The organism is Terrabacter sp. AAH1, from assembly GCF_054456855.1.
In genome coordinates this window covers 102,548-125,480 of record NZ_JBTJJV010000015.1, presented here as the reverse complement: position 1 = coordinate 125,480, position 22,933 = coordinate 102,548, and the positions used below count along the sequence as shown (strand labels likewise).

The 22,933-nt window shown below is 71.8% G+C and carries 19 protein-coding genes; 11 read left to right on the top strand and 8 right to left on the bottom strand.

Annotated features, from left to right (window positions below):
• Positions 1 to 232: 232 nt before the first annotated feature.
• A complete protein-coding gene (locus tag ACXR8F_RS18770; RefSeq protein ID WP_458802809.1) occupies positions 233 to 553 on the top strand; it encodes a hypothetical protein in 321 nt (106 codons plus the stop codon).
• A 29-nt stretch (positions 554 to 582) separates the two neighbouring features.
• On the opposite strand, the gene ACXR8F_RS18765 is transcribed toward ACXR8F_RS18770, so the two are convergent.
• Together ACXR8F_RS18765 and ACXR8F_RS18760 are read right to left on the bottom strand one after the other, a co-directional pair.
• Positions 583 to 2,268, bottom strand: coding sequence for an NAD(P)/FAD-dependent oxidoreductase (locus ACXR8F_RS18765; protein ID WP_458802807.1), 1,686 nt, complete (start codon positions 2,266 to 2,268; stop codon positions 583 to 585).
• Between the two features lie 47 nt (positions 2,269 to 2,315).
• Complete coding sequence (locus tag ACXR8F_RS18760; protein ID WP_458802805.1) at positions 2,316 to 4,430, bottom strand: glycogen debranching N-terminal domain-containing protein; 2,115 nt, start codon at positions 4,428 to 4,430, stop codon at positions 2,316 to 2,318.
• Positions 4,431 to 4,637: 207 nt separating this feature from the next.
• Here ACXR8F_RS18760 and ACXR8F_RS18755 point away from each other — a divergent pair, with 207 nt between their 5' ends.
• The 4 genes from ACXR8F_RS18755 to ACXR8F_RS18740 all read left to right on the top strand — a co-directional run bounded on the left by ACXR8F_RS18755 (position 4,638) and on the right by ACXR8F_RS18740 (position 9,147).
• Positions 4,638 to 5,693 carry a LacI family DNA-binding transcriptional regulator gene (locus ACXR8F_RS18755; RefSeq protein ID WP_052677312.1) on the top strand — a complete coding sequence of 352 codons (1,056 nt, stop codon included), beginning with the start codon at positions 4,638 to 4,640 and terminating at the stop codon, positions 5,691 to 5,693.
• Between the two features lie 77 nt (positions 5,694 to 5,770).
• The gene (locus ACXR8F_RS18750; RefSeq protein ID WP_045191176.1) at positions 5,771 to 7,021 is read left to right on the top strand and encodes a sugar ABC transporter substrate-binding protein; all 1,251 of its coding nucleotides are present in this window, start codon (positions 5,771 to 5,773) and stop codon (positions 7,019 to 7,021) included.
• 84 nt (positions 7,022 to 7,105) lie between these two features.
• On the top strand, positions 7,106 to 8,290 hold the full coding sequence (locus ACXR8F_RS18745; RefSeq protein ID WP_458802802.1) for a carbohydrate ABC transporter permease: 1,185 nt from the start codon (positions 7,106 to 7,108) through the stop codon (positions 8,288 to 8,290).
• Positions 8,287 to 9,147 (top strand): carbohydrate ABC transporter permease, encoded by an 861-nt coding sequence (locus ACXR8F_RS18740; protein WP_045191177.1) that lies wholly within the window; start codon positions 8,287 to 8,289, stop codon positions 9,145 to 9,147. Before ACXR8F_RS18745 ends, ACXR8F_RS18740 begins: the two co-directional genes overlap by 4 nt.
• Here the strand turns inward: ACXR8F_RS18740 and ACXR8F_RS18735 are convergent.
• Positions 9,137 to 9,949: a phosphatase PAP2 family protein gene (locus tag ACXR8F_RS18735; protein ID WP_458802800.1), complete on the bottom strand. Its 813-nt coding sequence runs from the start codon at positions 9,947 to 9,949 to the stop codon at positions 9,137 to 9,139. The genes ACXR8F_RS18740 and ACXR8F_RS18735 overlap by 11 nt on opposite strands.
• 330 nt (positions 9,950 to 10,279) lie before the next feature.
• Between ACXR8F_RS18735 and ACXR8F_RS18730 the strand changes: the two genes are divergently transcribed.
• Entirely contained in the window at positions 10,280 to 11,788 is a 1,509-nt protein-coding gene (locus ACXR8F_RS18730; protein WP_458802798.1) for an HNH endonuclease signature motif containing protein, read from the top strand.
• A gap of 18 nt (positions 11,789 to 11,806) precedes the next feature.
• Here ACXR8F_RS18730 and ACXR8F_RS18725 read toward each other — a convergent pair whose 3' ends face one another.
• The gene (locus ACXR8F_RS18725; protein ID WP_458802796.1) at positions 11,807 to 12,346 is read right to left on the bottom strand and encodes a CAP domain-containing protein; all 540 of its coding nucleotides are present in this window, start codon (positions 12,344 to 12,346) and stop codon (positions 11,807 to 11,809) included.
• Between the two features lie 111 nt (positions 12,347 to 12,457).
• Entirely contained in the window at positions 12,458 to 12,958 is a 501-nt protein-coding gene (locus ACXR8F_RS18720) for a DUF4385 domain-containing protein (protein WP_458802794.1), read from the bottom strand.
• Positions 12,959 to 13,054: 96 nt separating this feature from the next.
• Here ACXR8F_RS18720 and ACXR8F_RS18715 point away from each other — a divergent pair, with 96 nt between their 5' ends.
• Positions 13,055 to 13,633, top strand: coding sequence for a GNAT family N-acetyltransferase (locus tag ACXR8F_RS18715; protein ID WP_045191182.1), 579 nt, complete (start codon positions 13,055 to 13,057; stop codon positions 13,631 to 13,633).
• 10 nt (positions 13,634 to 13,643) lie between these two features.
• Entirely contained in the window at positions 13,644 to 14,231 is a 588-nt protein-coding gene (locus tag ACXR8F_RS18710) for a DNA-3-methyladenine glycosylase I (protein WP_458802791.1), read from the top strand.
• 14 nt (positions 14,232 to 14,245) lie between these two features.
• Here the strand turns inward: ACXR8F_RS18710 and ACXR8F_RS18705 are convergent, their stop codons facing one another.
• Complete coding sequence (locus ACXR8F_RS18705) at positions 14,246 to 15,802, bottom strand: phytoene desaturase family protein (protein WP_458802790.1); 1,557 nt, start codon at positions 15,800 to 15,802, stop codon at positions 14,246 to 14,248.
• A gap of 76 nt (positions 15,803 to 15,878) precedes the next feature.
• Entirely contained in the window at positions 15,879 to 16,958 is a 1,080-nt protein-coding gene (locus ACXR8F_RS18700; RefSeq protein ID WP_458802788.1) for an SGNH/GDSL hydrolase family protein, read from the bottom strand.
• Between the two features lie 251 nt (positions 16,959 to 17,209).
• Here ACXR8F_RS18700 and ACXR8F_RS18695 point away from each other — a divergent pair, with 251 nt between their 5' ends.
• The 3 genes from ACXR8F_RS18695 to ACXR8F_RS18685 all read left to right on the top strand — a co-directional run bounded on the left by ACXR8F_RS18695 (position 17,210) and on the right by ACXR8F_RS18685 (position 21,289).
• Positions 17,210 to 17,902, top strand: coding sequence for a PH domain-containing protein (locus ACXR8F_RS18695; protein ID WP_458802787.1), 693 nt, complete (start codon positions 17,210 to 17,212; stop codon positions 17,900 to 17,902).
• Positions 17,903 to 17,958: 56 nt separating this feature from the next.
• Positions 17,959 to 19,419 carry an MFS transporter gene (locus ACXR8F_RS18690; protein WP_045191186.1) on the top strand — a complete coding sequence of 487 codons (1,461 nt, stop codon included), beginning with the start codon at positions 17,959 to 17,961 and terminating at the stop codon, positions 19,417 to 19,419.
• A gap of 70 nt (positions 19,420 to 19,489) precedes the next feature.
• Positions 19,490 to 21,289, top strand: a complete 1,800-nt coding sequence (locus ACXR8F_RS18685; protein ID WP_458802785.1) for an AMP-binding protein — start codon at positions 19,490 to 19,492, stop codon at positions 21,287 to 21,289.
• Between the two features lie 3 nt (positions 21,290 to 21,292).
• Here the strand turns inward: ACXR8F_RS18685 and ACXR8F_RS18680 are convergent, their stop codons facing one another.
• On the bottom strand, positions 21,293 to 22,930 hold the full coding sequence (locus ACXR8F_RS18680; protein ID WP_458802783.1) for a metallophosphoesterase family protein: 1,638 nt from the start codon (positions 22,928 to 22,930) through the stop codon (positions 21,293 to 21,295).
• Positions 22,931 to 22,933: the final 3 nt, after the last annotated feature.

Sequence of the window (22,933 nt, the reverse complement as noted above, 5' to 3'; positions counted from 1 at the left end):
GCGACTCTCAGTCAGGCCGTCCCCGAAAGCAGGGCGGCTCGCTCAGCCCGGCAGTGACTCGACGACACCGGTAGTGCGACAAGAACTCTGCCCTTGTCACACCCCACGGTCCACCAGTGAGCCTCGGCCGACCTGGCCGCGGGCGTCCCTGCACCGCAACACCTTCCGGACGCTTGCCGAACGCATGCGACCAGCACAGACGGTGCACAGGCGCTGGCCCGAGGCTCGAGCCATGGACACGACACCCCGCGCCGACCGTCACGCCACTCCCACTCCCACCCCGCGCGGCGGGCACCGCAGCTCGATCCGCCGTGGGCTCGGCGCTGCCGGTGCAGCCGTCGCCGTGGCCTTCGTCGGCACGGCCGCCCTCGGCGCCGGCACGGCTCACGCCGCAGGGGTCGCCGGCGGCCTCGTGCCCGTCAAGGCGGCGACGCAGCCGGCGCCACGGCCCCACCCGCACCGGCACGACGCCGCCCACCCGGCGAACCTGCCGCCGGCGACGACCGCCGCCCACCGCTACTCCTTCCGCGACGGGCAGCTCATCCGGCTCTGACCGCTCGCGTCAGGCGCTCGGCGCCCGTCTCAGCGGCTCGGGTCGAGCCAGGCGTGCACGAGCGGCACCACCGAGGCGCCCTCGCCGCTGGCCGCCGCCACCCGCTTCATCGACCCGGCCCTGATGTCACCGGCGGCGAAGACGCCGCGGACCGTCGTCTCGAGGCTCTCGGGCGGCAGGCCGTCACGCCACCGGTCCTGCGGCACGTCTCGACCCGTCAGCACGAACCCGCGCTCGTCGCGGGCGACCTCGGCGGGCAGCCAGTCGCAGTAGGGCTCGGCACCGATGAGCAGGAACAGGCCTCGGCAGTCGCGCCGGGTCTCGCTGCCGTCGCGCACGTCTCGGGTCGTCACCCAGCCGAGCCGGCCGTCGTCGCCCGCGCCGCCCTCGACGACCTCGCAGCACGGCTGGACCGTGATGCGCGGGTTGTACCGGATCTCGCCGACGAGGTAGTCCGACATCGTCTCGGCGAGGCTCTCGCGACGCACGAGGATGGTGACCGAGCCGGCGAAACGGGAGAGGTGGATCGCGGCCTGGCCGGCCGAGTTGCCACCGCCCACGACGATGACGTCGGAGCCCTCCATCTCGCGGGCGGCCGTCATGGCGCTGCCGTAGTGGACGCCCAGCCCGACGAGCCGCTCGATGCCCGGGGCGTCGAGGCGGCGGTACTTCACGCCGGCGGAGACGACGACGGCGCGGGCGCGCACGTCACCTCCCTCGGTGCAGAGGCGGTGCGGCTCGGGGTTGCCGTCGTCGTCGACACCTCCGGCGACGAACGAGGTGACCGGCCACCCGGTGAAGAACTGGGTGCCGAAGCGGATCGCCTGGTTGCGCGCGCGCTGGGCGAGGCGCATACCGCTGATGCCCCTCGGGAAGCCGAGGTAGTTGCGGATCATCGACGACGTGCCGGCCTGCCCGCCAACGGCTTCCGCCTCGAGGACCACCGTCGAGAGTCCCTCGGACGATGCGTAGACCGCGGCTGCGAGACCAGCGGGACCGGCCCCGACGATCGCGACGTCCACGACGCGGTCGACGTCGACGTCGGCGGGCCGTCCGTAGATGCGCGAGGCCACGTCGCGCACGCTCCGTGCGCTGCCGACGCGTTTGCCCATGTCCATGACGAGCGGGAACTCGGGCTCTCCGCCCTCGGCCGCGAGCAGCTGCAGCACGTGCTGGCCCTTCTCGCTGTCGGGCGGGTAGACGCGGTTCGGCATGCCCATGCGGTCGAGGTAGTCGCGGATGCCGAGCGTCAGGGCGTCCTCGACGGGGGAGACGATCGCGACCGCCACGACCTCCGGCTCGGCGACCGTCGAGCCCCAGTCCGACAGCAGCTCGCAGATCGCCGTGTGGAACTCCTCGTCACGGGCGCCGCGCGGCATGAGCAGGTATGCGTCGTACTTGCCCTTCGCCATGCCGCCGCGCAGCCGCTCGGCGTCCTCGCGGAACGTCGACACGTGCGCGGCGATGACCCGCCGTGCGGTCGGCACCGTCTGCCGCCACCAGTGGAAGGCCTGGTGCACGTCGGCGTCGGGGAGGCGTGACTCGGTGACGAACATCGCCACCTGGCCGCCCTCGGCCACCACCTTCTTGGCGGCCTGCTTCGCTTCGTGGGCCGACGTGGCCGTCGGCAGCTCGTAGTCACGGGCGTAGCGGCTGAACTCGTCGAACAGCTGCTCGCAGCGCGTCTCGGACACCAGGATGATCGCCGGCTTCACCCTGTCGATCCTAGGAGGGGTGGCCCCGAGAAGGTATGCCGTCGAGCTCAGTCGGTGACCACGGTGACGTCCCCGGGGTCGCCCAGGACCTCGACGTCGCCGTCGTCGGAGACCGCGACGTCGATGCGCTGTCCGCAGAAGCGCAGTCCGTCGACGCGGAAGGCGCCGTAGGGGGAGGGGCGCACCGGCTCGAGCCGAAGCGTTCGCGTCGCCGCGTCGGGTCGGGGGCGCAGGGCCACCGAGAGCAGCGCGACGGCCGAGGCGGCGGACCATGCCTGCGGGCGGCACGACGCCGGGTAGGGCGTCGGGGCGCCGGAGAGGGCGACGCCCGAGTAGAGCTCGGGCCAGCGGTACGAGAAGGCCTCCGCGGACGCCAGCAGAGTGCGGGCCACGGCGCCAGACTCAGCGTCGAATCCCTCGCGGGACAGGCCGATTGCCGTGATCGCGGTGTCGTGGGTCCAGATCGAGCCGGTGTGGTAGCCGATCGGGTTGAAGCCGCCGTTCCCGGTGCCGAAGGTGCGCACGCCGAAGTCGTCGAGCAGCTCGGGCCCGGTCACCGTGGCGGCGACCTCGCGCGCCTCGGCGGCGTCGAGGGATCCCGTGCCGAGGACGTGACCCATGTTCGATCCGAGGCCGTCGACCGCGCGGCCGGCGCCGTCGAGGGCGATGGCGAGGTGGCGGCCGGCGTCGGTCTCGACCCAGAACCGGTCGCGCAGCCGCTGCTCGAGGGCCGAGGCCTGCGCCTCGAGCGCGTCGGCGTCGTCGACCTCGGTGGCGCCCAGTGCGCGGTGCAGGCGGGCGGCCGCGCGGAGGGCCTCGACGGCATACGCCTGCGCCTCGACGAGCGCGATCGGCGCGTCGGCGACGGTGCCGTCGCGCCAGCGGATGGAGTCGCCGGAGTCCTTCCAGCCCTGGTTCGCGAGGCCGGTGCCCGAGGTGTCGATGTACTTGAGCAGCCCGTCGGCGTCGGGCTGCCCGTCGCCGATGAGCCATCCGACGGCCGCGCGGAGCGCGGGCAGCAGGGTCTTCGCGCGCTCGACGGGGAGTCCCCAGTCGACGGCCTCGGCGAGCAGGCAGACCCAGAGGGCCGTCGCGTCGACGGTGCCGTAGTAGACCTGCGGCAGCGTCATCCCGGTGTTCTTGTCGCGGTAGACGTGCCGTCGCAGCTCGTGCGGGATCTTGCCCGGCGCCTCGCCCGTGACGGGGTCGTGCGTGGTGCCCTGCCGGCGCGCGAGCGTGTGGAGCGTCCCCTCCGCGAGCTCGGTGCCGAGGGGAAGGAGCATTCGGGCCGCCCAGATGGAGTCGCGTCCGAAGAGCGTGAGATACCACGGAGTTCCGGCCGCAGCGAAGACGTCGTCGGGCGAGGCGGGGTCGCGGAGCACGAGGTGGCGCAGGTCGTCGAGGCCGCGCTGGACCGTGCGGGCGAGACGGTGGTCGCGGGCGGTGACGCGCACGTCGTCCCAGTGCACGGCGTCGGCCCCGGGGTCGGCGTCGAAGGCCGATGCCTGCAGCCGCTCGGTGGCCACCCGGAGGCAGAGCGAGGCCGTGCTGCCGGGCTCGACGACGAGGGTCGCGCCGAGGACCACGGCGCCGTCAGGACCCGGCTCGACGGTCGCGCCCGAGCCGGGCGGCAGCTCCTCCAGGGTCAGCGTGGTGCGGTGCCAGTCGTCCTCGAGCACCGCGTGGCCGTCGACGACGGTGACCGGCGTGGGCGGTCCCGTGAGCCGACCCGACTTCACGGCTCCGATGTCGAGGCCGTCGCCACCGACGACGAGTCGCACGGGGGCGTGCACGGTCTGCGCCGCGCGCGAGGTGATGGCGACCTGCTCGGTCAGGGTGCGCCCGTCGGCCGAGAGCAGGTGCCTCGAGCGGAGCACCTCGACGGTGGGGTCGGGGCCCGGGTTGCCCAGGCCGCGGGCAGACCCGGCGTACTCGGCCGTCGAACCCGAGGCGCGTTCGGCGACGAAGGCCGGGGCCTCCGACGCCACCTCGAGGCGCAGGGTGCCGAGGATGCGGCGGTCGTCGACGTAGAGCCCGTGGCTCGTGCCGGGGAGCACGTCACCTGATCGGTCGGCGAGCACCGTCGCGTTGCCGTCGACGACGATCGACAGCTCGTGGAGCCAGGGCTGTCGAGGGGGGCGCTGCGTGTCGCGCTCGGTCACCGAGGGGCCTTCCGTCGGGCGGGAACGGGGTGTCGGGAGCGCCGTCGGCGCCGACCCAACCTGTCACGAAATGGTCAAGCATCCTTGACCAATCCGGGCAGACAAGAGCATGCTCCCTCTCGTATGAACGTTCAAGTCCACCGGACTTGCCGGTTTTGAACGATCAACTCGCTGGACTGGATGGGCTCGACCGCGAAGGAGCGTGGAGTGCAGGCCGATGAGTCGCGTGGTGGCCGGACGACGATCGTCGACGTCGCCGAGGCCGCGGGCGTGTCGCGCCAGACGGTGAGCAACGCTCTCAACCGCCCGCACAAGGTCGCTCCCGACACGCTCGAGCGGGTGCTGCGTGAGGTCGAGCGACTGCGCTTCACCCCGCACGCGTCGGCGCAGCAGCTGCGCCGGCAGCGCGCCTCGGCCTTCGGCTTCGAGGTCAACCCGTCGGGTCACCGTCGGCTCGGGCACATCCTCGACGAGTTCCTGGTCGAGCTCACCGTGTCCGCGCCCGCCCACGCCAGCCACCTGCTCGCCTTCGCCCCCGACCCCGACGACGTCATCGCCGGCTACCGCCAGACGCTCGCGAGCGGTCTCGTCGACGGGTTCGTCCTCGCCGACACCCGCCACGCCGACCCCCGGCCGCAGTGGCTCATCGAGCACGGCGTGCCGTTCGTGTCGTTCGGGCGGGTCTGGGACCGCCCCGAGCTCACCCGCTGGGTCGACGTCGACGGCCACGCCGGCGTGCTCGGCGCCGTGCGCCACCTCGCTGCCTCCGGCTACCGGCAGATCGGCTGGCTGGGGTGGCCCTCCGGCTCGCCCGTCGGCGACGACCGCCGCCGGGGCTGGGCCGACGGGCTGGCCGAGCTCGGCGTCACGGGCGAGGCCCCCACGGCCGAGTCCGTGCAGGACCTCGACGAGGCGACCGGGGCCGCCGAGCGGCTGCTCGACCGGCTCGGGCCCGACGCCGCGATCGTCTGCGCCTCCGACCTGCTCGCCCTCGGAGCCCTCCGGGCCGTCCGCAACCACGGGCTGGAGCCCGGCCGAGACGTCGGGGTCGTCGGCTTCGACGACACCGACGTCGCCGCAGCCATGCAGCTGACGAGCGTCCACCAGCCCGTCGCCGAGGCCGCCCGCATCGCCTGGGACCTGCTCGTCGACCCTGAGACGACGTCCGCCCCGGTGCTGCTCGAGCCCACCCTCACCGTGCGCGCGTCGAGCGTGCGCGACTCCGCCGGGGCCGGCCGCTCGTCCGTCCCCGAGCCACCGTGAAGCAAGCGCGGTTCCACGACGACCCACCCGGCATACGCCAGGGATCACGCCCCCACCACCCGAAACAGGAGACATCGATGTCACGCAAGACCACCACGGCCGCCGCAGCGGCCTGCCTCACCGGCGCGCTCGTCCTGAGCGCGTGCGGCGGGGGCGGCTTCAGCGGTGGCAACAACGCGCCGCAGGCCACGTCCAAGGGCCCAGTCAAGCTCACCGTCATGATCGGCAGCTCGGGCGACGCCGAGACCAACGCGGTCAAGCAGGCCACCGCGGCGTGGGCCAAGAAGACCGGCAACACCGTCGAGGTCATCGCCGCGTCCGACCTCGGCCAGCAGCTGGGTCAGGCCTTCGCGTCGACGACGCCCCCCGACGTCTTCTACACCGACGCCTCCAAGGTCGGCACGTTCGCCAAGGCCGGCAACCTCTACGCGTACGGCGACCAGGTCAAGGACGCCGGCTTCCTGCCGGCCCTCGTGAAGGCCTTCACGTACGACGACAAGTTCTACTGCGCCCCCAAGGACTACTCGACGCTCGCCCTCGAGATCAACACCGACCTGTGGAGCAAGGCCGGCCTCACCGACGCCGACATCCCGAAGGACTGGGCCGGCCTCGAAGCGGTGGCCAAGAAGCTGACGTCGGGCAAGGTCACCGGCCTCGTCATCGGCGACGACATCAACCGCAGCGGCGCCTTCATCAAGCAGGCCGGCGGGTGGATCGTCTCCGAGGACGGCAAGACGATGACGGCTGACAGCGCACCGGCCAAGGCGGGACTGGCAGAGGTCCAGAAGATGATGAAGGACGGAGTCCTCAAGTTCAGCAAGAACACCAACCCGTCCACCGGCTGGGGCGGCGAGGCGCTGGGCAAGGGTGTCGCGGCCATGACCATCGAGGGCAACTGGATCAGCGGCGCCAAGAAGGACTTCCCGAACCTCAAGTACAAGGTCGTCGAGCTGCCGGCAGGCCCTGCAGGCAAGGGGACGCTGCTGTTCAGCAACTGCTGGGGCATCGCCGCCAAGTCGCCCAACCAGGCGCAGTCCGTCGACCTGGTCAAGTCGCTCATCACGACCGACCAGCAGATGGCCTTCGCCGACGCCTTCGGCGTCATGCCCTCCACCGAGGAGGGCGCCAAGGCGTTCGCGGCGAAGTTCCCGGACCAGCAGGCCTTCGTCGCCGGCGGCCAGTACGCCCAGGGCCCGGTCAACCTGCCGGGCTTCGACGAGGTCATCACGAAGTTCAACTCGCAGCTGGCGACGCTGGGCAAGGGCGGAGACCCGAACGCCTGGCTCGCAGAGCTGCAGAAGAACGGCACCGCGGCCCTCTCCGGCTGACCCAACCCTGGCGTCCGCCCACCTCATGGCGCGGCGGGCGGACGCCACTCTCTCCCCACGGTCGCCGATCCCCAGGAGGGCTTCATGGCATCCATCGACGAACGTCCCCCGGACGACGTCACCGCGTCCGGCGCGCGAGCCGGGCAGGCGGCCGCGGTCTCCGCGGGCACCCCGACCGGCCAGGCCGGCGCTCCCGGCGCCCGACGTGCGCCGCGCCGCAACCGGGGCGGCCTACGCGGGCGAGAAGGCGCGGCGGGCTGGCTCTTCGTCGCCCCCATGATCGTCATCCTCGGGGTCTTCCTCGTCATCCCGATCGGGATGGCCCTGTGGGTGAGCTTCACCAACTGGCAGGGCAACTCAAACCCCTTCCAGGTCGGGCAGGGCACCGATGTCGTGGGTCTGAAGAACTACACGGACCTGTTTGCGCGCGACGGCCTGACCCGCGACAACTTCATGCAGTCGATCGGCAACACCTTCTACTACGTGCTGCTCGTCGTCCCGCTGCAAACGGCCCTCGCACTCGGGCTCGCGCTGCTCGTCAGCAACACGATGCTCAAGGGCCGCAGCTTCTTCCGCACCGCCTTCTACTTCCCGTCGGTGACGAGCTCGATCGCCATCGCGACGGTCTTCCTCTTCCTCTTCTCCAACACCGGCGCCGTCAACGCCTTCCTCGCCTTGTTCGGCATCGACGGGCCACAGTGGTTCACCGACAGCCGAGGCCTGCTCCACCTCGCCTTCAACGCGGTCGGGGTCGACAACCCCTCGTGGGCCCAGGGTGAGATCTTCGGACGCACCCTCTGGGACTGGCTCTCCGGCCCGTCGGTCGCGATGTTCGTCATCATCTTCCTCGTCATCTGGACGACGTCGGGCACCTTCATGCTGATGTTCATCGCGGCGCTGCAGGACCTGCCCGTCGAGATCGACGAGGCGGCGGCCCTCGACGGCACGTCGCGCTGGCAGAAGCTGCGGCACGTGACGCTGCCGATGATCAAGCCGGCGCTCTTCCTCGTCATCACGCTCGGGATCATCGGCACGTGGCAGGTCTTCGACCAGATCTACGTCATGGGCAAGGGGCAGCCCGACGGCACGACCCTGAGCCCGGCCTTCCTCTCCTACCAGCAGAGCTTCGGCAACTTCCGCTACGGCTCAGGTGCAGCCATGGCCTTCGTCGTCTTCCTCATCATCGTCGTCCTGACGCGATTGCAGCGCTACGTGCTGACCGACAAGGACGACCGCAAGCCCCTCTTCCGACTCGGAGGCCGCAAGTGATCGAGCGCCGGTCCAACCCCGTCAAGACGATCCTGCTGTATGCCGCACTGCTCGCCTTCGCGGTGTTCTTCATCTACCCCTTCCTCATCCAGATCTCGACGTCGTTCAAGACCGACCCCGACGCGGCGAACAATCCGTTGTCACTCGTGCCGAACCCCGTCACGACCCAGGTGTGGCAGCGGATCTTCGGTCAGACCGGCGACTCCTCGGTGCCCGTCACGACCTGGGTCCAGAACTCGTTCATCGTCACCCTCGTCGTGACGGCCGCGCGCGTCTTCCTCGACTCGCTGGCCGGTTACGCCCTGTCGCGGCTGCAGTTCCGCGGCCGCAACGCCGTCTTCGCAGCCCTGCTCGCCGTGATGGCGGTCCCCGGCGTGGCCCTGCTCATCCCGAAGTTCCTCATGGTCAACTACCTCGGCATCTACGACACGTACACCGCGATGATCCTGCCCCTCATCGTCGACGCCGCAGGCGTCTTCATCATGAAGCAGTTCTTCGACTCGGTGCCGGTCTCGATCGAGGAGGCGGCCCGGATGGACGGCGCGAGCATCTTCCGCACCTTCTGGTCGGTGGTGCTGCCGATGGCCAAGCCGGCGCTCATCACCCTGACGATCCTGTCGTTCCAGGGTTCGTGGAACGAGTTCTCCCACTTCCTCGTGGTGACCAAGGGCACGCCCGAGCACCAGACGCTCGTCACCGGCCTGGCCAGCCTGACGAGCGGACAGCTGGGCTCCGGCACCCAGTACCCCCTCAAGCTCGGCACCGCCCTGCTGGCGACGATCCCGGTCGCGGTGCTCTTCTTCGCGCTCCAGCGCTACTTCATCCGGGGCGCGAACGAAGGAGGCGTCAAGGGGTGAGGGGCCGTGCCACTGCCTGAGGGCGCTGGCGCAGGGTCAGCCACAGCCGGTGGGCGGTGACCACCACGAGCGCCCAGGCGAGGCCGATGAGCCACCCGGCGACGACGTCGGTGAGCCAGTGGTGTCCGAGGAAGACGCGTGAGAGGCCCATGGCGAGCACGAACACCGTGGCCACCGTGACGGTGGCGACGCGCTGCCAGGTGGCGGTCGTCTCGATGAGGACGAGGTACGCGACCACGGCCGTCAGCACGGTCGCGTTGAGGGTGTGACCGCTGGGAAAGCTGGGCGAGACCTCGAGCGGAGGCACGGCCAGCGCGGCCGGTGGGCGGGCCCGGTCGACGAAGTCCTTGCCGACGATCGTCATGGCGAGGGAACCGGCCGCCGCGACGACGGCGAGCACGATGGGCGTCCAGCGGCGCCGTCGCCACGTGATGACGGCGACGGCGAGAGTGGCGAGGATCGGCATGCCGACCGGTCCGCCGATGTCGGTGAAGGTGGTGACGGCCGAGTCGAGGGCGGGGGAGCGCAGGCCCACCGCCGCATCGAGCACCGGCTGGTCGACCGCGGAGAGCGAGTTGTTCCGGACGACGCTCTCGTAGACGGTCTCGATGCCCTCGACGAGTCCGACCATGACGATGATGGCGACCGCCGCGAAGACGACGAAGGCCAGGTGCGCCGACGACCACTGCACCGTGCGCGTCGTGACGGCCACGAGCCAGCGGCCGAACCGGCTGTGCCACGACGTGAGGTCGCGGGCTCCGATCGTGTCGTCGGGGGTGGGCGGCCGGTCGGCTGGGCGCATGTGCCCATCCTCACCCACGGAGCGAGCGTCGCGCGGAGGAGACAGGCCGCACCGGTGCTGGGTTGCGACGGTGAGGGTGCGCCCGTGGAACCTTTCTCGAACAAGTGTGCTAAAGTATGACAAGGACATACGTGAGGAGGGTGGCATGGCATTCGAGGGCTCCACGGCCTGCGCGCCGCCTCCGAGGTCCAGCATGACGTCTCCGACGTCCTGCTGGACCTGTCCCACCTCTCGCAGCTCTACGCGGTGCGGGCCGCGACGCGCACTGCGGTGCCTGTCCATGGCCGCTCAGCGGCTGTGCGGGCTGTCCGACGTGAGGTGGCGCGCGTCGTGCTCGAGCGCCAGTTGCCGGCCCTCGTCGCCGAGCTCCTCGCCGCTGCGACCGACGACCTGGCGGTGGCGCCGCTCGCGGACACCGAGGCGATGGCCAGCGGCGAGCTGCGGATCGTGGAGGCCGTGGAGCGCTGCAAGTCGGTGCTCGACGGCGTCGCGCTCGAGGCGCTCGCACGGCTGGAGGCGACGATCGATGCGGGGGAGCAGGCCCGGGCTGCCGACCTCGGACATCCGCGACCGGCCGGCTGGGTCGACGTCACTGATCTGACCGTGCTCGAGGTCGCAACGGCGACGGGTCTGGGGCAGCAGGAGGTGGGCGCCCGACTCGACCTGGCAACGACACGAAGTCCTGGTGTGGCCGAGCTGCGGTTGCGCCTGTCGAGGGGCGAGGTGAGCCTGCATCGCGCGTGCACCATCGAGCGCGAGATCCGCCGGCTCCCGCCGGAAGCGGGGCCTGGCATCGTCGAGGCGACGCTGCGGGCCAAGGACGACGCGCCGCCATCGCCGACGCTGTTCCGTCAGCGACTGACTCGCACCTGTCTGGCCGCCGACCGTGAGGCTGCGGCCCGTAGGCGCGCGGCCAGGAGGCGGCGTGGTGCCCACGCCCGCATCGACGGCGACGGCCTCGGGGTGCTCACCGTCACCAACGACGCCGACAAGGTCATCGCCGTGATGGAGCGCGCCGATGCCCTCGCACGTGCCGCGCGACAGGCCGGTGACCCGCGTTCGCTCGACCAGCTGCGGGCCGACGCCATCACCGGCGCGGTGGCCTTCGGTCAGATCGACCCGTCACCACGAGCCCCTGCGTCCCCGAAGGTCGCCGTCGCGGTCGAGACCGCGAGCGGCGCTGTTTCCGTCGGTGCGATCGGGTCCCCGCCTGCTGCTGGCGACGTGGATGCCGCGCCGGCGGACCTCTTCGGACGCACGAAGGTGGGCCGGCGCTCGGCCGCGGTGGTCACCATCGTCATTCCGGTCAGCACGGCTCTGGGGCTCACCGATGCGCCCTGCGAGATCCCGGGCTACGGCTGGGTCAGCGCCGAGCACGGTCGCCAGATCATGCTCGGCCCCGAGTCGACCTGGCGCCGCCTCCTCGTCGACGCCGAGACGGGCGCCGCGCTCCGGCTGGAGACGCAGGCCTACCGCCCGACCGCAGAGATGCGGGCGCACGTCGAAGCCGTCGACGGGACGTGCCGCGGCCCCGGCTGCACCGTCCCGGCCACCCGTTGCGACCTCGACCACGACATCCCGTGGCCGCACGGCCCGACGGCATCCACCAACTTCACCGCAAAGCACCGGTTGCACCACAACGTCCGCACCCACGGGCACTGGCACGCCGAACGCGACCCCGACGACGACACCGTCCGCTGGCGCACGGCGGCGAGGCGTCGCTACACGAGCCGTCCCCACGACTGGCTCGAAGCCCTCCGAGAGTCACCGCCACAGGATCGATCGAGCGACCATCCGCGTGACGGCTCGCACGAGATCGACGACCCGCCGCCCTTCTGACGCTGCGGCCTTCCTGGGTCAGCCGCCGAAGTCCTGGGTCCAGTAGGTGCCGTACGGGCCGCCCGTCGCGTAGCCGACGCCGATGGCCGTGTAACGACAGTTGAGGATGTTGGCCCGGTGGCCGGCGCTCTTCATCCACGCCGCCATCACGGTCGAGGGCGTGCGGTAGCCGGCCGCGATGTTCTCGCCCAGCCGGGTGCCGGGGTAGCCCTGGGCCCTGATGCGCTGCACGAACGTGCGGCCGTCGGGTGACGTGTGCGAGAAGTAGCGGCGCCTGGCCATGTCGGCCGAGTGCGCCTGCGCAGCCCGAGCGAGACGCGCATCGGTGACGAGCGCCCGGCAGCCGACCTTGGCCCGCTGCGCATTGACGAGCTGGACCACCTGCTGCTGGTAGGTCAGGGCAGCGCTCGCGGGGGCCGCAGCCGTCGCGAGCGGCGCCGCAGCGAGCAGCACGGTCAGGCCGGCCAGCACGGAGGGGCGGGCTCGGCGGGCTCGGCGGGCGCGGCGGTCGCGGCGGGCGCGGGTAGTCGGAGCAGGCGTGATGGGAGTGGTCTTCATGGTGCCTCCGGGGCGGCGTGACGCGGCCGTGTGCCGTCACGCCACGGTAGGCGCGTAAGTACCCGTACACCCACGAAACCGGCAAAAAGGGCGCGACCCCCCCGCGTCGGCTCAGCCGTACCGGTTCCGGTGCTCGGAGCGCCAGGACGTGTACGCCTCGAGCTGTTCGACGGCATCCCAAGCCGCCTTGAAGATGCGGGCCGACTCCGCCTTCTCCGGGTCCTCGGGCCCGCGGGGCAGCTCGCGCCGGCCGTGCGAGCCGCTCTGCCCCCGCCGATCCGCCGGCACCGGCCCGTCGTACTTCTTGCCGCCCGCGTGGTTGGCGTAGCGCCGGGCGCGCGTGAACCCCATCTGGAGGTACTTGCGCGCCACGTCCGCGCCCACGAGGTCTCCGGCCTCCAGGTACGCATCGAACCGGGACCGGATCGCCGCTGCGCTCTCGCGGGCGACCTCGGGCGTGCGGAAGCGCCACAACGGCAGCAGCTCGTCCTTGTACGGCTGCACCCGCAGGACGCCCTGCTCACCGCGACCGACGCGATAGAGCTCCGGGTGCGCCCGCAGGTCGAGGGTCGAGAGGTCGACTCCCTCGTACGGGTCTGCGGGCGACGTCACCCCACCACCATTCCCGCTCCGACTCCGTCCCTGTCGCTGCGCTCGTCACTGTCGGCGTCCTCATCACTGTCGGCGCCACTGGCTAACCTGCCCACCATGACCATCGACGTCCGGCCGGCCACGCTGCAACGCTTCGACGACGTGGCCACGATGCTCGGCCCGAAGAACCCTGCCAGCACCGTCTGCTGGTGCCTGAGCCACCGCCTCGACTCGAGGACCAGCAGGCAGCTGGTCGGGGCCGCCCGGGGCGACTACGTCCGGGACCTCTGCAGCCGCGAGGTCGCGCCCGGCGTCCTCGCCTACGACGGCGACGAGGTCGTCGGCTGGGCCGCAGTGGCTCCTCGCGCCGAGCTGCCGTTCGCGCGCTCGACGAAGATCCCGCACGTCGACGACCTCCCGGTGTGGTCGGTCTGGTGCATCCGGGTCCGCCCGGGCCATCGGCGCCAAGGCATCTCGCACGCCCTGCTCGAGGGCGCCGTCGACTACGCCCGGCAGCACGGTGCGCCGGCGGTCGAGGGCTACCCCGTCGACAACCACGGGGCCAAGGTCGACCTCACGATGGCGTACGTCGGCACCCGCGGCCTCTTCGAGCGCGCCGGCTTCACGAAGGCCGCCGACACCGACTCCATCTCGGGTGGCTTCCCCCGCGTCATCATGCGCCTGGCGCTGTCCTAGGGTCGGCGCCATGACGGTCGTTGGTGCAGACGGGCTCGCCCGCCCCACGTGGGCCTCGGTCGACCCCTTGCTCATGGACTACTACGACACCGAGTGGGGCATGCCGATCCGCGACGAGCGCGGCCTCTACGAGCGCATCTGCCTCGAGGGATTCCAGTCCGGCCTCTCGTGGGCCACCATCCTGCGCAAGCGGCCGAACTTCCGCGCGGCCTTCGCCGACTTCGACCCCGACGTCGTCGCGACGTTCACCGACCGCGACGTCGAGCGACTGCTCACCGACGCCGGCATCATCCGCCATCGGGGCAAGATCCAGGCGACCATCGCCAATGCCCGCGCCACGATCGCGTTGCGCGACGAGGGGGGCCTCGTCGACTTCGTCTGGGCGTTCCAGCCGACCGACACGCCACGACCCAACGACCACTCCGACGTGCCGACCGTCTCCGAGGAGAGCAAGGCGCTGTCGAAAGCCTTGCGCAAGAAGGGTTTCTCCTTCGTCGGCCCGACGACGATGTATGCCCTGATGGAGGCCGTCGGCATCGTCGACACGCACCTGCTCACCAGCCACCGCCGCGGCAGCTCGGGCGTCTGGCCGGCCTGACCCGACGCGGGGGTTCAGCCGAGGATCGCCCTGGCGGCGTTGTGGCCGGGGATCGAGCTCACGCCGCCCCCGCGCCGCGCGCCCGCGCCGCCGAGCAGCACGTTGGCGTATGCCGTCTCGACGCCCCACGCACCCACCTCGGCGTCGCGCTCCGCCCAGGGCCACTGCAGCGAGCGGTGGAAGATGTTGCCGCCCGGCAACCCCACCGACTGCTCGAGGTCGACGGGCGACTTCACCTCGATGCACGGGTTGCCGTGCACGTCGCGCGCCAGCACCGACTCGATCGGCTCGCCGAGCACCGAGTCGAGCGAGCGGATCGTCGCGAGCAGCGCGTCCTTGGTCGCCGTCTCGTTGTCGTCGCGGAAGAGTCGTGCCGGCAGGTGCAGCCCGAACAGCGTCAGGGTCTGCGCCTCGGTCGAGGCGAGGTCAGGGCCGAGGATCGAGCGGTCCGACAGCGTGTGGCAGTAGATCTCGCACGGCGGCAGGTCGGGGATGCGCCCGTCGCGCGCTGCGGCATACGTCTGCTCGAGCTGTCCGTAGCCCTCGTTGATGTGGAAGGTGCCGGCGAACGCGGCGGCCGGGTCGACCGAGGCGTCCCGCAGCCGGGGGAGCCGGGTCAGCAGCATGTTGACCTTGAGCTGGGCGCCCTCGACGTCGGCCTCGGTGTCGACCGGCTCGGCACCGGAGGCGGCGAGCAGCCGGTTGAGCACGGTGGGTGCGCACCCGGCGACGATCGAACCGCCGACTGCGCTGCCGCTGCCGGCCGATCCTCCGGCCCACGCCACCTCGCCCGTGGACGGGTCCACCGACGTCACGTCAGCGCCCGTCACGATGGTGGCTCCGGCCGAGGCCGCCGCTGCCGCAAGGGAGTCGGTGAGAGCACCCATGCCGCCGACGGGCACGTCCCAGTCGCCGGTGCCACCCCCGATGAGGTGGTAGAGGAAGCAGATGTTCTGGCGCAGGTCACCCTCGTCGAGCGAGGCGAACGTGCCGATGAGGGCATCGGTGGCGATGATGCCGCGCAGCGTGTCGTCGGAGGTCACCGACTCGATGAGCTCGCCGACGGGTCTCGTCGTCAGGGCGTCGAAGAGGGCGTCGTCGCCGGCGAGCGCCCGCACGTCGTCGCGCGACCGCAACGGCTCGAGCACGGTGGGGAAGAGGCGCTCGGCCACCCGACCCATGCGCGCGTAGAAGTCGGTCCACCCGGCATACGCGTCGTCGCCCCCCGTGAGGGAGCGGAACGCCGCGCGGGTCGCGGCCGCGTCGGCGTTGTCGACGAGAATCCCACGGTCGGGGTTGCCCGGCACCGGCGTGTAGGAGGAGTAGCGGCGCCGGATGAGCCGCAGGTCGAGGTCGAGGTCGGCGAGCACCTGCCGCGGCAGCAGCGAGACGAGGTAGGAGTAGCGCGACAGCCGGGCATCGACACCGGCGAAGGCCTGCGCCGACACGGCTGCGCCGCCCACCCGGTCCGAACGCTCGAGGAGGAGGACGGTCCTTCCCGCGCGGGCCAGGTAGGCGGCGGCCGTGAGGCCGTTGTGTCCGGCCCCGATGATGATGTCGTCGTAGCGCACCCGGTCAGACTAGGTGGCTCGGCCGGGCGGCGCCCGACGACCTCATCACGTCTTCAACGTGACGTCACACACGACGTCACCGCACCCCCGCGGACTGCCGCTGCGACCACGCGCGGTCGGCGGCGTCGATGCTCGCGCGGCTTCGCAGGTCGACGCCGGCGCGCCTGGCCGCGGCCTTCGCCTCGGCGGTGGTGAGGTCGGGGGCGACGAACCGCTCCGGCGTGATCGTGCGGTCGGCGGCGGCATACCTGCGGTTGCCCGCAGCGATGGCGTCGGCCGAGTAGGTGGCCGATCCGGTCTTCGCCGCGAGGGTGGCCCCGAACGCCGGTTTGGTCACGACGGCGTAGCCGTCCCGGTGACCCGCGACGTTCGGGTGGTAGCTCTCGCTGACCGGGCTGGACAGGCCGTTGAGCCACTCCGGGCTGTCGCACACGGCGTGCCCGACGAACTTCGCCGTCGGGTTGACGAAGGTGAAGCCACGGGCGGTCGCGGCGCTCGACGTGCGCGAGTTGAGCAGGTCGGCCGTCGCGTTGAGCCGTGACTCCTCGGTCGGCGAGAACCACGTGAACGCGTTGCAGTCCTGGCCGTTGAAGATGCGGGGGTAGCCGACGACGATCACCTTCGCGTTAGGCGCCTTGGTGCGGATCGAGGAGTAGAGCGTCGACAGGCGCCCCGGCAACGTGTTGTTGATGATGCTCTGCGCGCCGTCGATGGCCCCGTTGCAGTCACTCATCCAGGCCGGCTGTGCGCACTCCGTGAGCACGTCGGCGAAGCCGGCGTCGTTGCCGCCCACCGAGATCGTCACGTATGCCGTCGAGCTCGTGAGCGCCGACAGCTGGGTGTTCGTCACGTCGGCGACGGTGGCGCCGGAGCAGGCGCGGAAGGTGAGGGCGAAGCCGAGCGAGGCCGCGTCGAGCGACGGGTAGGCGTAGACGGAGCGCTGGCACGACGTGCCGTCGCTGATGTAGGTGCGGGTGCCGGTGCCCGACGAGTACGAGTCGCCGAGAGCGACGTAGGACGCGCCGGCGGCGACAGCCGGTGCGCCGAGCGCCAACGTGGCGCCGACTCCGACGAGGGCGGTGAGGCCGGCCCCGAGGGCACGCCTGCGGATGGTGGGGGAGGTGGAACTGGAGGACCTGACGGACTTGCTCTTCACGACACACTCCTTTGTGGGTGGAAGGCTGATGACGCCGAGCACTGCAGAGCCATGCGAAGGGGCGCCGACGCCGGCTGTTGTGCCGCAGGTCACACGTCCCTTACCGGACAGTAGGGCCCGACGGGCGAGCCCGCGAGCCGAAGTCGACGCGCCGCCGTCGAGGGCCCGCGTCGGCCGGGCCGACGGCCTAGGCTGGCAGTGCACCGTGGTTCCGGAGGCCCGAGGGGGCCTCAGCGACAGGAGGATCGACGATGGGCTTCCCCGAGAACGTGCTGGCCAAGGGCGAGAAGGTCGAGCGAGACCTGCACCCGCACTGGCTCACGGTGGTGGTGCCGACGATCTTCGGCCTGCTGCTCGCCGCTGTCTGCATCGCCATCGCCGTCGTGACCCCCGACGACACCACCGGCAACCGCATCCAGTGGGCCGCGGTCATCGTGCTGGTGGTCGTCGCGGTCCCGGCCGTCGTCGTGCCCTACCTGCGCTGGCGCACGACGCACTACGTCATCACCTCGCACCGCGTCATGGTGCGCCGCGGCATCCTCACCAAGAACGGCAAGGACATCACGCTGTCGAAGATCACCGACGTGAGCTTCCAGCAGACCGTCCTCGACCGGCTCATCCGCTCGGGGTCGCTGCACATCGAGTCGGCGGGCGACAGCCCCGACGAGAACCTCGCGAACATCCCGCGCAGCAACGAGGTCCAGCAGCTCATCAACCGCCTCATCGACGAGGACGACCTGCGCCGCCGCCGTCACGGCAACGGTTCCGGCGGCCCGGGCGACGTCGACGGCGAGGGCTACGGCGATTCCTACGGCGAGGGCGCCGGGCCCGACGACACGACGGTCATCCGCCAGGGCCGCCGGGACCCTCGCGACCGGCCCCGGCTGGCCGAGGAGCGGCCGCGCCGGCCGCGTGACGGATCGGACGGGGACGACCCGGCCTGACGGCATACGCGATGGGTGTTGACCTCAAGCTGGCTTGAGGTTGCACGCTCTCGGGTGTGACCCGACACGCGACCGCCACCGAACCCGTTCCCCGGCTGCTTTCCCGTGACCACGCGCCGCTCGCCCTCGGCGTCGTCGCGCTCGTGACGCTCGGCGCCTTCGAGAACCGGGCCGTATCGACGGCCCTCCCGAGCGTGCTCGGCGAGCTCGACTCCATCGCCGGCTACGGCGTCGTGACCGCCGCCCCACTGGCGTCCTACCTCGTGGCGCTCGCTGCTGCCGGGTGGTGGGCCGACCGCCGCGGTCCTGCGCCCGTGCTGCGCGCCGGGATGCTCGCCTTCCTCGTCGGGATGCTCGCGACCGCGACCGCCGCGACCCTCCCGCTGCTCGTCGCCGGGCGACTGCTCGGGGGGCTGGCCGAGGGGTTGCTCGACGTCGGGGTCATGGTGCTCGTCGCCCGCGCCCTGGACCCACGTCTGCGCCCGCGGGTCATGGCGCTCTTCGCCGCCGCCTGGGTGCTGCCCTCGGTGCTCGGTCCCGCCCTCACCGGAGCCGTCACCGAGGCCGTCGGCTGGCGATGGGTCTTCGCCGCCGGCCCGGTCGTGCTCGCGCCGGTCTGGCTCGCCCTGCGGCCGGCGATCGCAGCCTCCGAGGCGGCTGCACCGGCGGCACGAGTTCAGGCGGCACCCGACCCCACCTCGGCAGAGCGACGACCGCTGCGCCGCGTGCTGCCATGGGCGTTCGTGGCCGCCACGGCCCTCGTCACCCTCAGCGTCGTGGCCGAGCGACCCGCGTCGGGCAGCGGTGCCGACCAGGGCGCCACGAGCGCGCTCGGCTCGGGCGCCCACGTCTTCGTCCTCGCCGCCTCGCTCGTGGCGCTCGCGCTGGCGGCGAGGCGACTGCTGCCGGAGGGCTCGCTGCGCGCCGCCTGCGGCATCGGCGGGGTCGTCGCGCTGCGCGGCCTGCTCAGCGCCGCCTTCATGGGCGTCGGCGCGTTCCTGCCGCTCGTGCTCACGGTGCTGCGCCACCACGGGCCCCTGACGGCGGGGATCAGCCTCAGCATCACGGGCGTCACGTGGTCGGCGGGCTCGGCGCTGCAGAGCCGCTTCGACGGCCGGCCCATGCTCCTGCTGCGGCTCGGCTTCGGGCTGCTCACCGCCGGCCTGGCCACGACGAGCCTCATCGTCTGGGCCGATGCACCCACCGCCGTCGGCCTCACGGGCTGGGCCGTGGCCGGCCTGGGCATCGGCCTGACGTCGAGCACCCTGTCGGTGCTCACCATGGGAGCGTCCGACGATGCCGACCAGGGCCGCCACAACGCCGGCGGACAGATGGCCGCGTCGATGGCCAGCGCGGTCTTCCTCGCCGTCGCCGGCGGGGTCCTCGGATGGTTCGGCGCACCGTCACGCGAGGCCTTCGGCGTCATCAGCGGCCTCGCTGTGGCGCTCGGTGTCCTGGCCATGGTCGTCACCGGCCGGGCCCGCTGCGCCGTCGACGTGGCGGTCCGGCGCGCCTGACCGGCCCTGACCACGGATCGGTCGGGGTCGCTTCTTCTAGCCCGGGCCTGCGCGTGGCAAGGTCGGAGCCATGAGCCACCCGAGCGACGACGCCACGACCGGAACCGCGACCGGACCCACGACCGGAACCACGGACCCGACGGCCGCCTACCGGGCAGCCCGCGACCAGCTGGTCGAGCTGCGGGGCGACCACGCGAGAGCCGTGCAGGAGTTCACCTTCCCCGACGTCGGGGACCGCTGGAACTGGGCCGTCGACTGGTTCGACGCCATTGCGCGCGGCAACGACGCGCCGGCGCTGACCATCGTCCAGGAGGACGAGTCGTCGGCGACGGTCAGCTTCGACGAGATGGCCCGGCGCTCGGACCGCGCCGCGGCGTGGCTCGGCTCCCTGGGCGTCGGCCGGGGCGACTCCGTCGTGCTCATGCTCGGCAACCAGGTCGAGCTGTGGGAGACGATGCTCGCCGTCATGAAGCTGGGCGCCGTCATCGTGCCGACGACCACCGCCGTCGGCCCCGGCGACCTCGCCGACCGCATCGAGCGGGTCGCGGCACGGGCTGTCGTGACCAACGCGTCGGAGGTGCACAAGCTCGACGAGCTGCCCGGCGACTTCCTGCGGGTCGCCGTCGGCAGCGACGCGACCGGCGGCGAGCTCGAGGGCTGGCACGCGTACGCCGATGCCCACTCGACCGACGCCGCGCCGGCGGCTCACCCGGGCACCGGACCCGACGACCGGCTGCTGCTCTACTTCACCTCGGGCACGACCAGCCGACCCAAGCTCGTCGAGCACACGCAGCGTTCCTACCCCGTCGGGCACCTCACGACGACGTACTGGATCGGCCTGCAGCCCGGCGACGTGCACCTCAACATCAGCAGCCCCGGCTGGGCCAAGCACGCGTGGTCCTCGTTCTTCGCGCCGTGGATCGCCGACGCGACGATCTTCGTGTACAACTACGCCCGCTTCGACGCGGCCGCGCTGCTCCGCGTCCTGCGCGAGCACCAGGTGACGTCGATGTGTGCGCCCCCGACCGTCTGGCGGATGCTCATCAAGAGCGACCTCACCGGCGGGCCGGGTGCGCTGCGCGAGGTCGTCGGTGCGGGCGAGCCGCTCAACCCGGAGGTCATCGCGCAGGTCGAGAAGGCGTGGGGCCTGACGATCCGCGACGGCTACGGCCAGACGGAGATGACGCTGTCGGTGGGCAACACCCCGGGCTCGGTCGTCAAGCCCGGATCGATGGGCCGGCCGCTCCCCGGCTACCCCGTCGTGGTGGTCGACCCGGTGACGAACGAGCCTGTCACCGAGGCCGATCCGGAGGGCAACCGCGAGGGCGAGATCTGCCTCGACCTCTCCCGCCGGCCCGTCCCCCTCATGACCGGCTACCAGGGCGACGAGCAGCGCAACGCCGACGCCATGGCCGGCGGTTTCTACCACACGGGCGACGTCGCCTCGGTCGACGCCGAGGGCTACATCTCCTTCGTCGGGCGCACCGACGACGTCTTCAAGGCGAGCGACTACAAGATCAGCCCGTTCGAGGTCGAGTCGGTGCTCATCGAGCACCCCGCGGTGGCCGAGGCGGCGGTCGTGCCGTCACCCGACCCGGTGCGCCTCGCGGTGCCCAAGGCGTACATCGCCCTGGCCCCCGGCCACGAGCCCGGCGAGGAGGTGGCGCGCTCGATCCTCGCCCACGCCCGCGAGAAGCTCGCGCCGTGGCAGCGGGTGCGCCGGGTCGAGTTCTTCGAGCTGCCCAAGACGATCTCGGGCAAGATCCGCCGCGTCGAGCTGCGTGGCCGCGAGCGCGACCTCGAGGCGCTCGGCGGCAGCCAGCCCGACCTCGAGTGGCGCGACGACCAGTTCCCCGACCTCAAGGGGTGAGCGCTACGGGGTGATCGTCGACGTCGACGGGGCCGACGCCGCCACCGGGATGGGTCGCAACGTCGTGTCCTCGAGGCGGCTGCAGATGCGCTTCTCGGGGTCGGGCTGCGTCTGGCCCGGCTGCTGCACGGTGGCCGGGGGCCGGTAGGGGTCGATGCGCGCGCCGCTCACGACCTGCACGCTGTCGTACGCCGGCCGTCCCTCGAGCAGGTTGCGGAACGAGTAGCGGGTGAGCGAGGTCAGCTCGCACGACGTGCCGAACTGCGCGATGTCGAAGGAGTACGGCTGGCCGTTGAGCTCCTGCCCCGCGCCCTCGGAGTAGTGCGACACGACCCCGCCGCCGGTGAACGTGCCGACCTGGATGCGGTTGCCCTCGAGGGCGGGGGTGTGGATGTGTCCGTTGACGAGGAGGCGTCCGCGCTCGACCTGCTCGGCGGCATACGGCTCGTGGGTGACGACGAGGTCGGGCTCGGGCTCGTCGGCCACGGCTGCGTTGTAGCGCTCCGCGGCCGGCTTCGCCTTGGCCGTGGGGTCGGCGTTGTCGTCGCCGAAGTAGCGCGGGTCGTTGAAGCCGGTGATGCGCAGGCCGTGGAACGACAGCTCCCGCAGGCCGCCCGCGGCGTCCTCGAGGAGGACGACGTTGGGGATGCGCGCCATGCGGGCGAGGACGGCCCGGTCGGTCGGCGACGACTGGTCGTGGTTGCCGCTCGTGAAGACGTAGGGGACGCCCAGCGACTGGATGGAGCGGTAGATGCCGGCGGCGTCGCCCTCCTGCACGCGCCCGAAGTTGACGAGGTCGCCGCTGTCGATGACGGCGTCGATGTCCTCCTGCTCGATGATCGTGCGCATCAGGGCGTACTGGTTGGCGCCGTGGATGTCGGAGACGAGCAGGAAGCGGGCCGAGGGCGGCCCCTCGACGGTGCCGGCGACGTACTTCTGCTGGAGGGCCTGCGTGACGGCGAGCAGGTTGCGGAAGTACGGCGTCACCTGGGTGGCGCGGGCCTCGACGTCGGCGAGCAGGCCCGCGTTGCGCTGGACGACGCCGAGCACACCGCTGGTGCGGTACTCCGCGAAGCGTGCCGGCTGGTAGGTCACGGCGATCCCCGCGAAGGTGCCGGCCGTCGCGACGACCATCGCCGAGGCGACGAACGCGACGTGGTGGCGGCGGGTGTTGCGTTGCCGGATGTAGTGCGACGCGAGGGCGAGCAGCACCGCGATGGCGCCGGCGCCGAGGACGAAGCGGAGCCCGACGCCCCGCGCGGCCTGCCCGATCGCCGCCGAGATCTCGTCGTTCGAGGGCTGCAACGCCTTGATGTCGACGTTCGGTCGGGTGAAGAGGTTCGTGATCTCCTCGCGCACCGCCACCTGCACGTCGAGACCGGGCGCGACGACGGGAGAGGCGAACTGCACGTCGACGTCGCCGACGATCGTCGGGGCGTGGAGGACCGGCGAGTGCCGCGGCACGGGGTCGAGCCGCAGCACGGCGCGGTACTGCGACGTCTCGGCCACCGTTGGCGCGAGGTTCGTCGCGGCGACCCCGCCGAGGTAGCACGCCGCGAGCACGGCGAGCCACTTGAGCACGTGCGACCCGCGGCGCAGCCAAGGGCTGTCGCCGGCCAGCAGGTTCCGCACCTGTCGCACCGC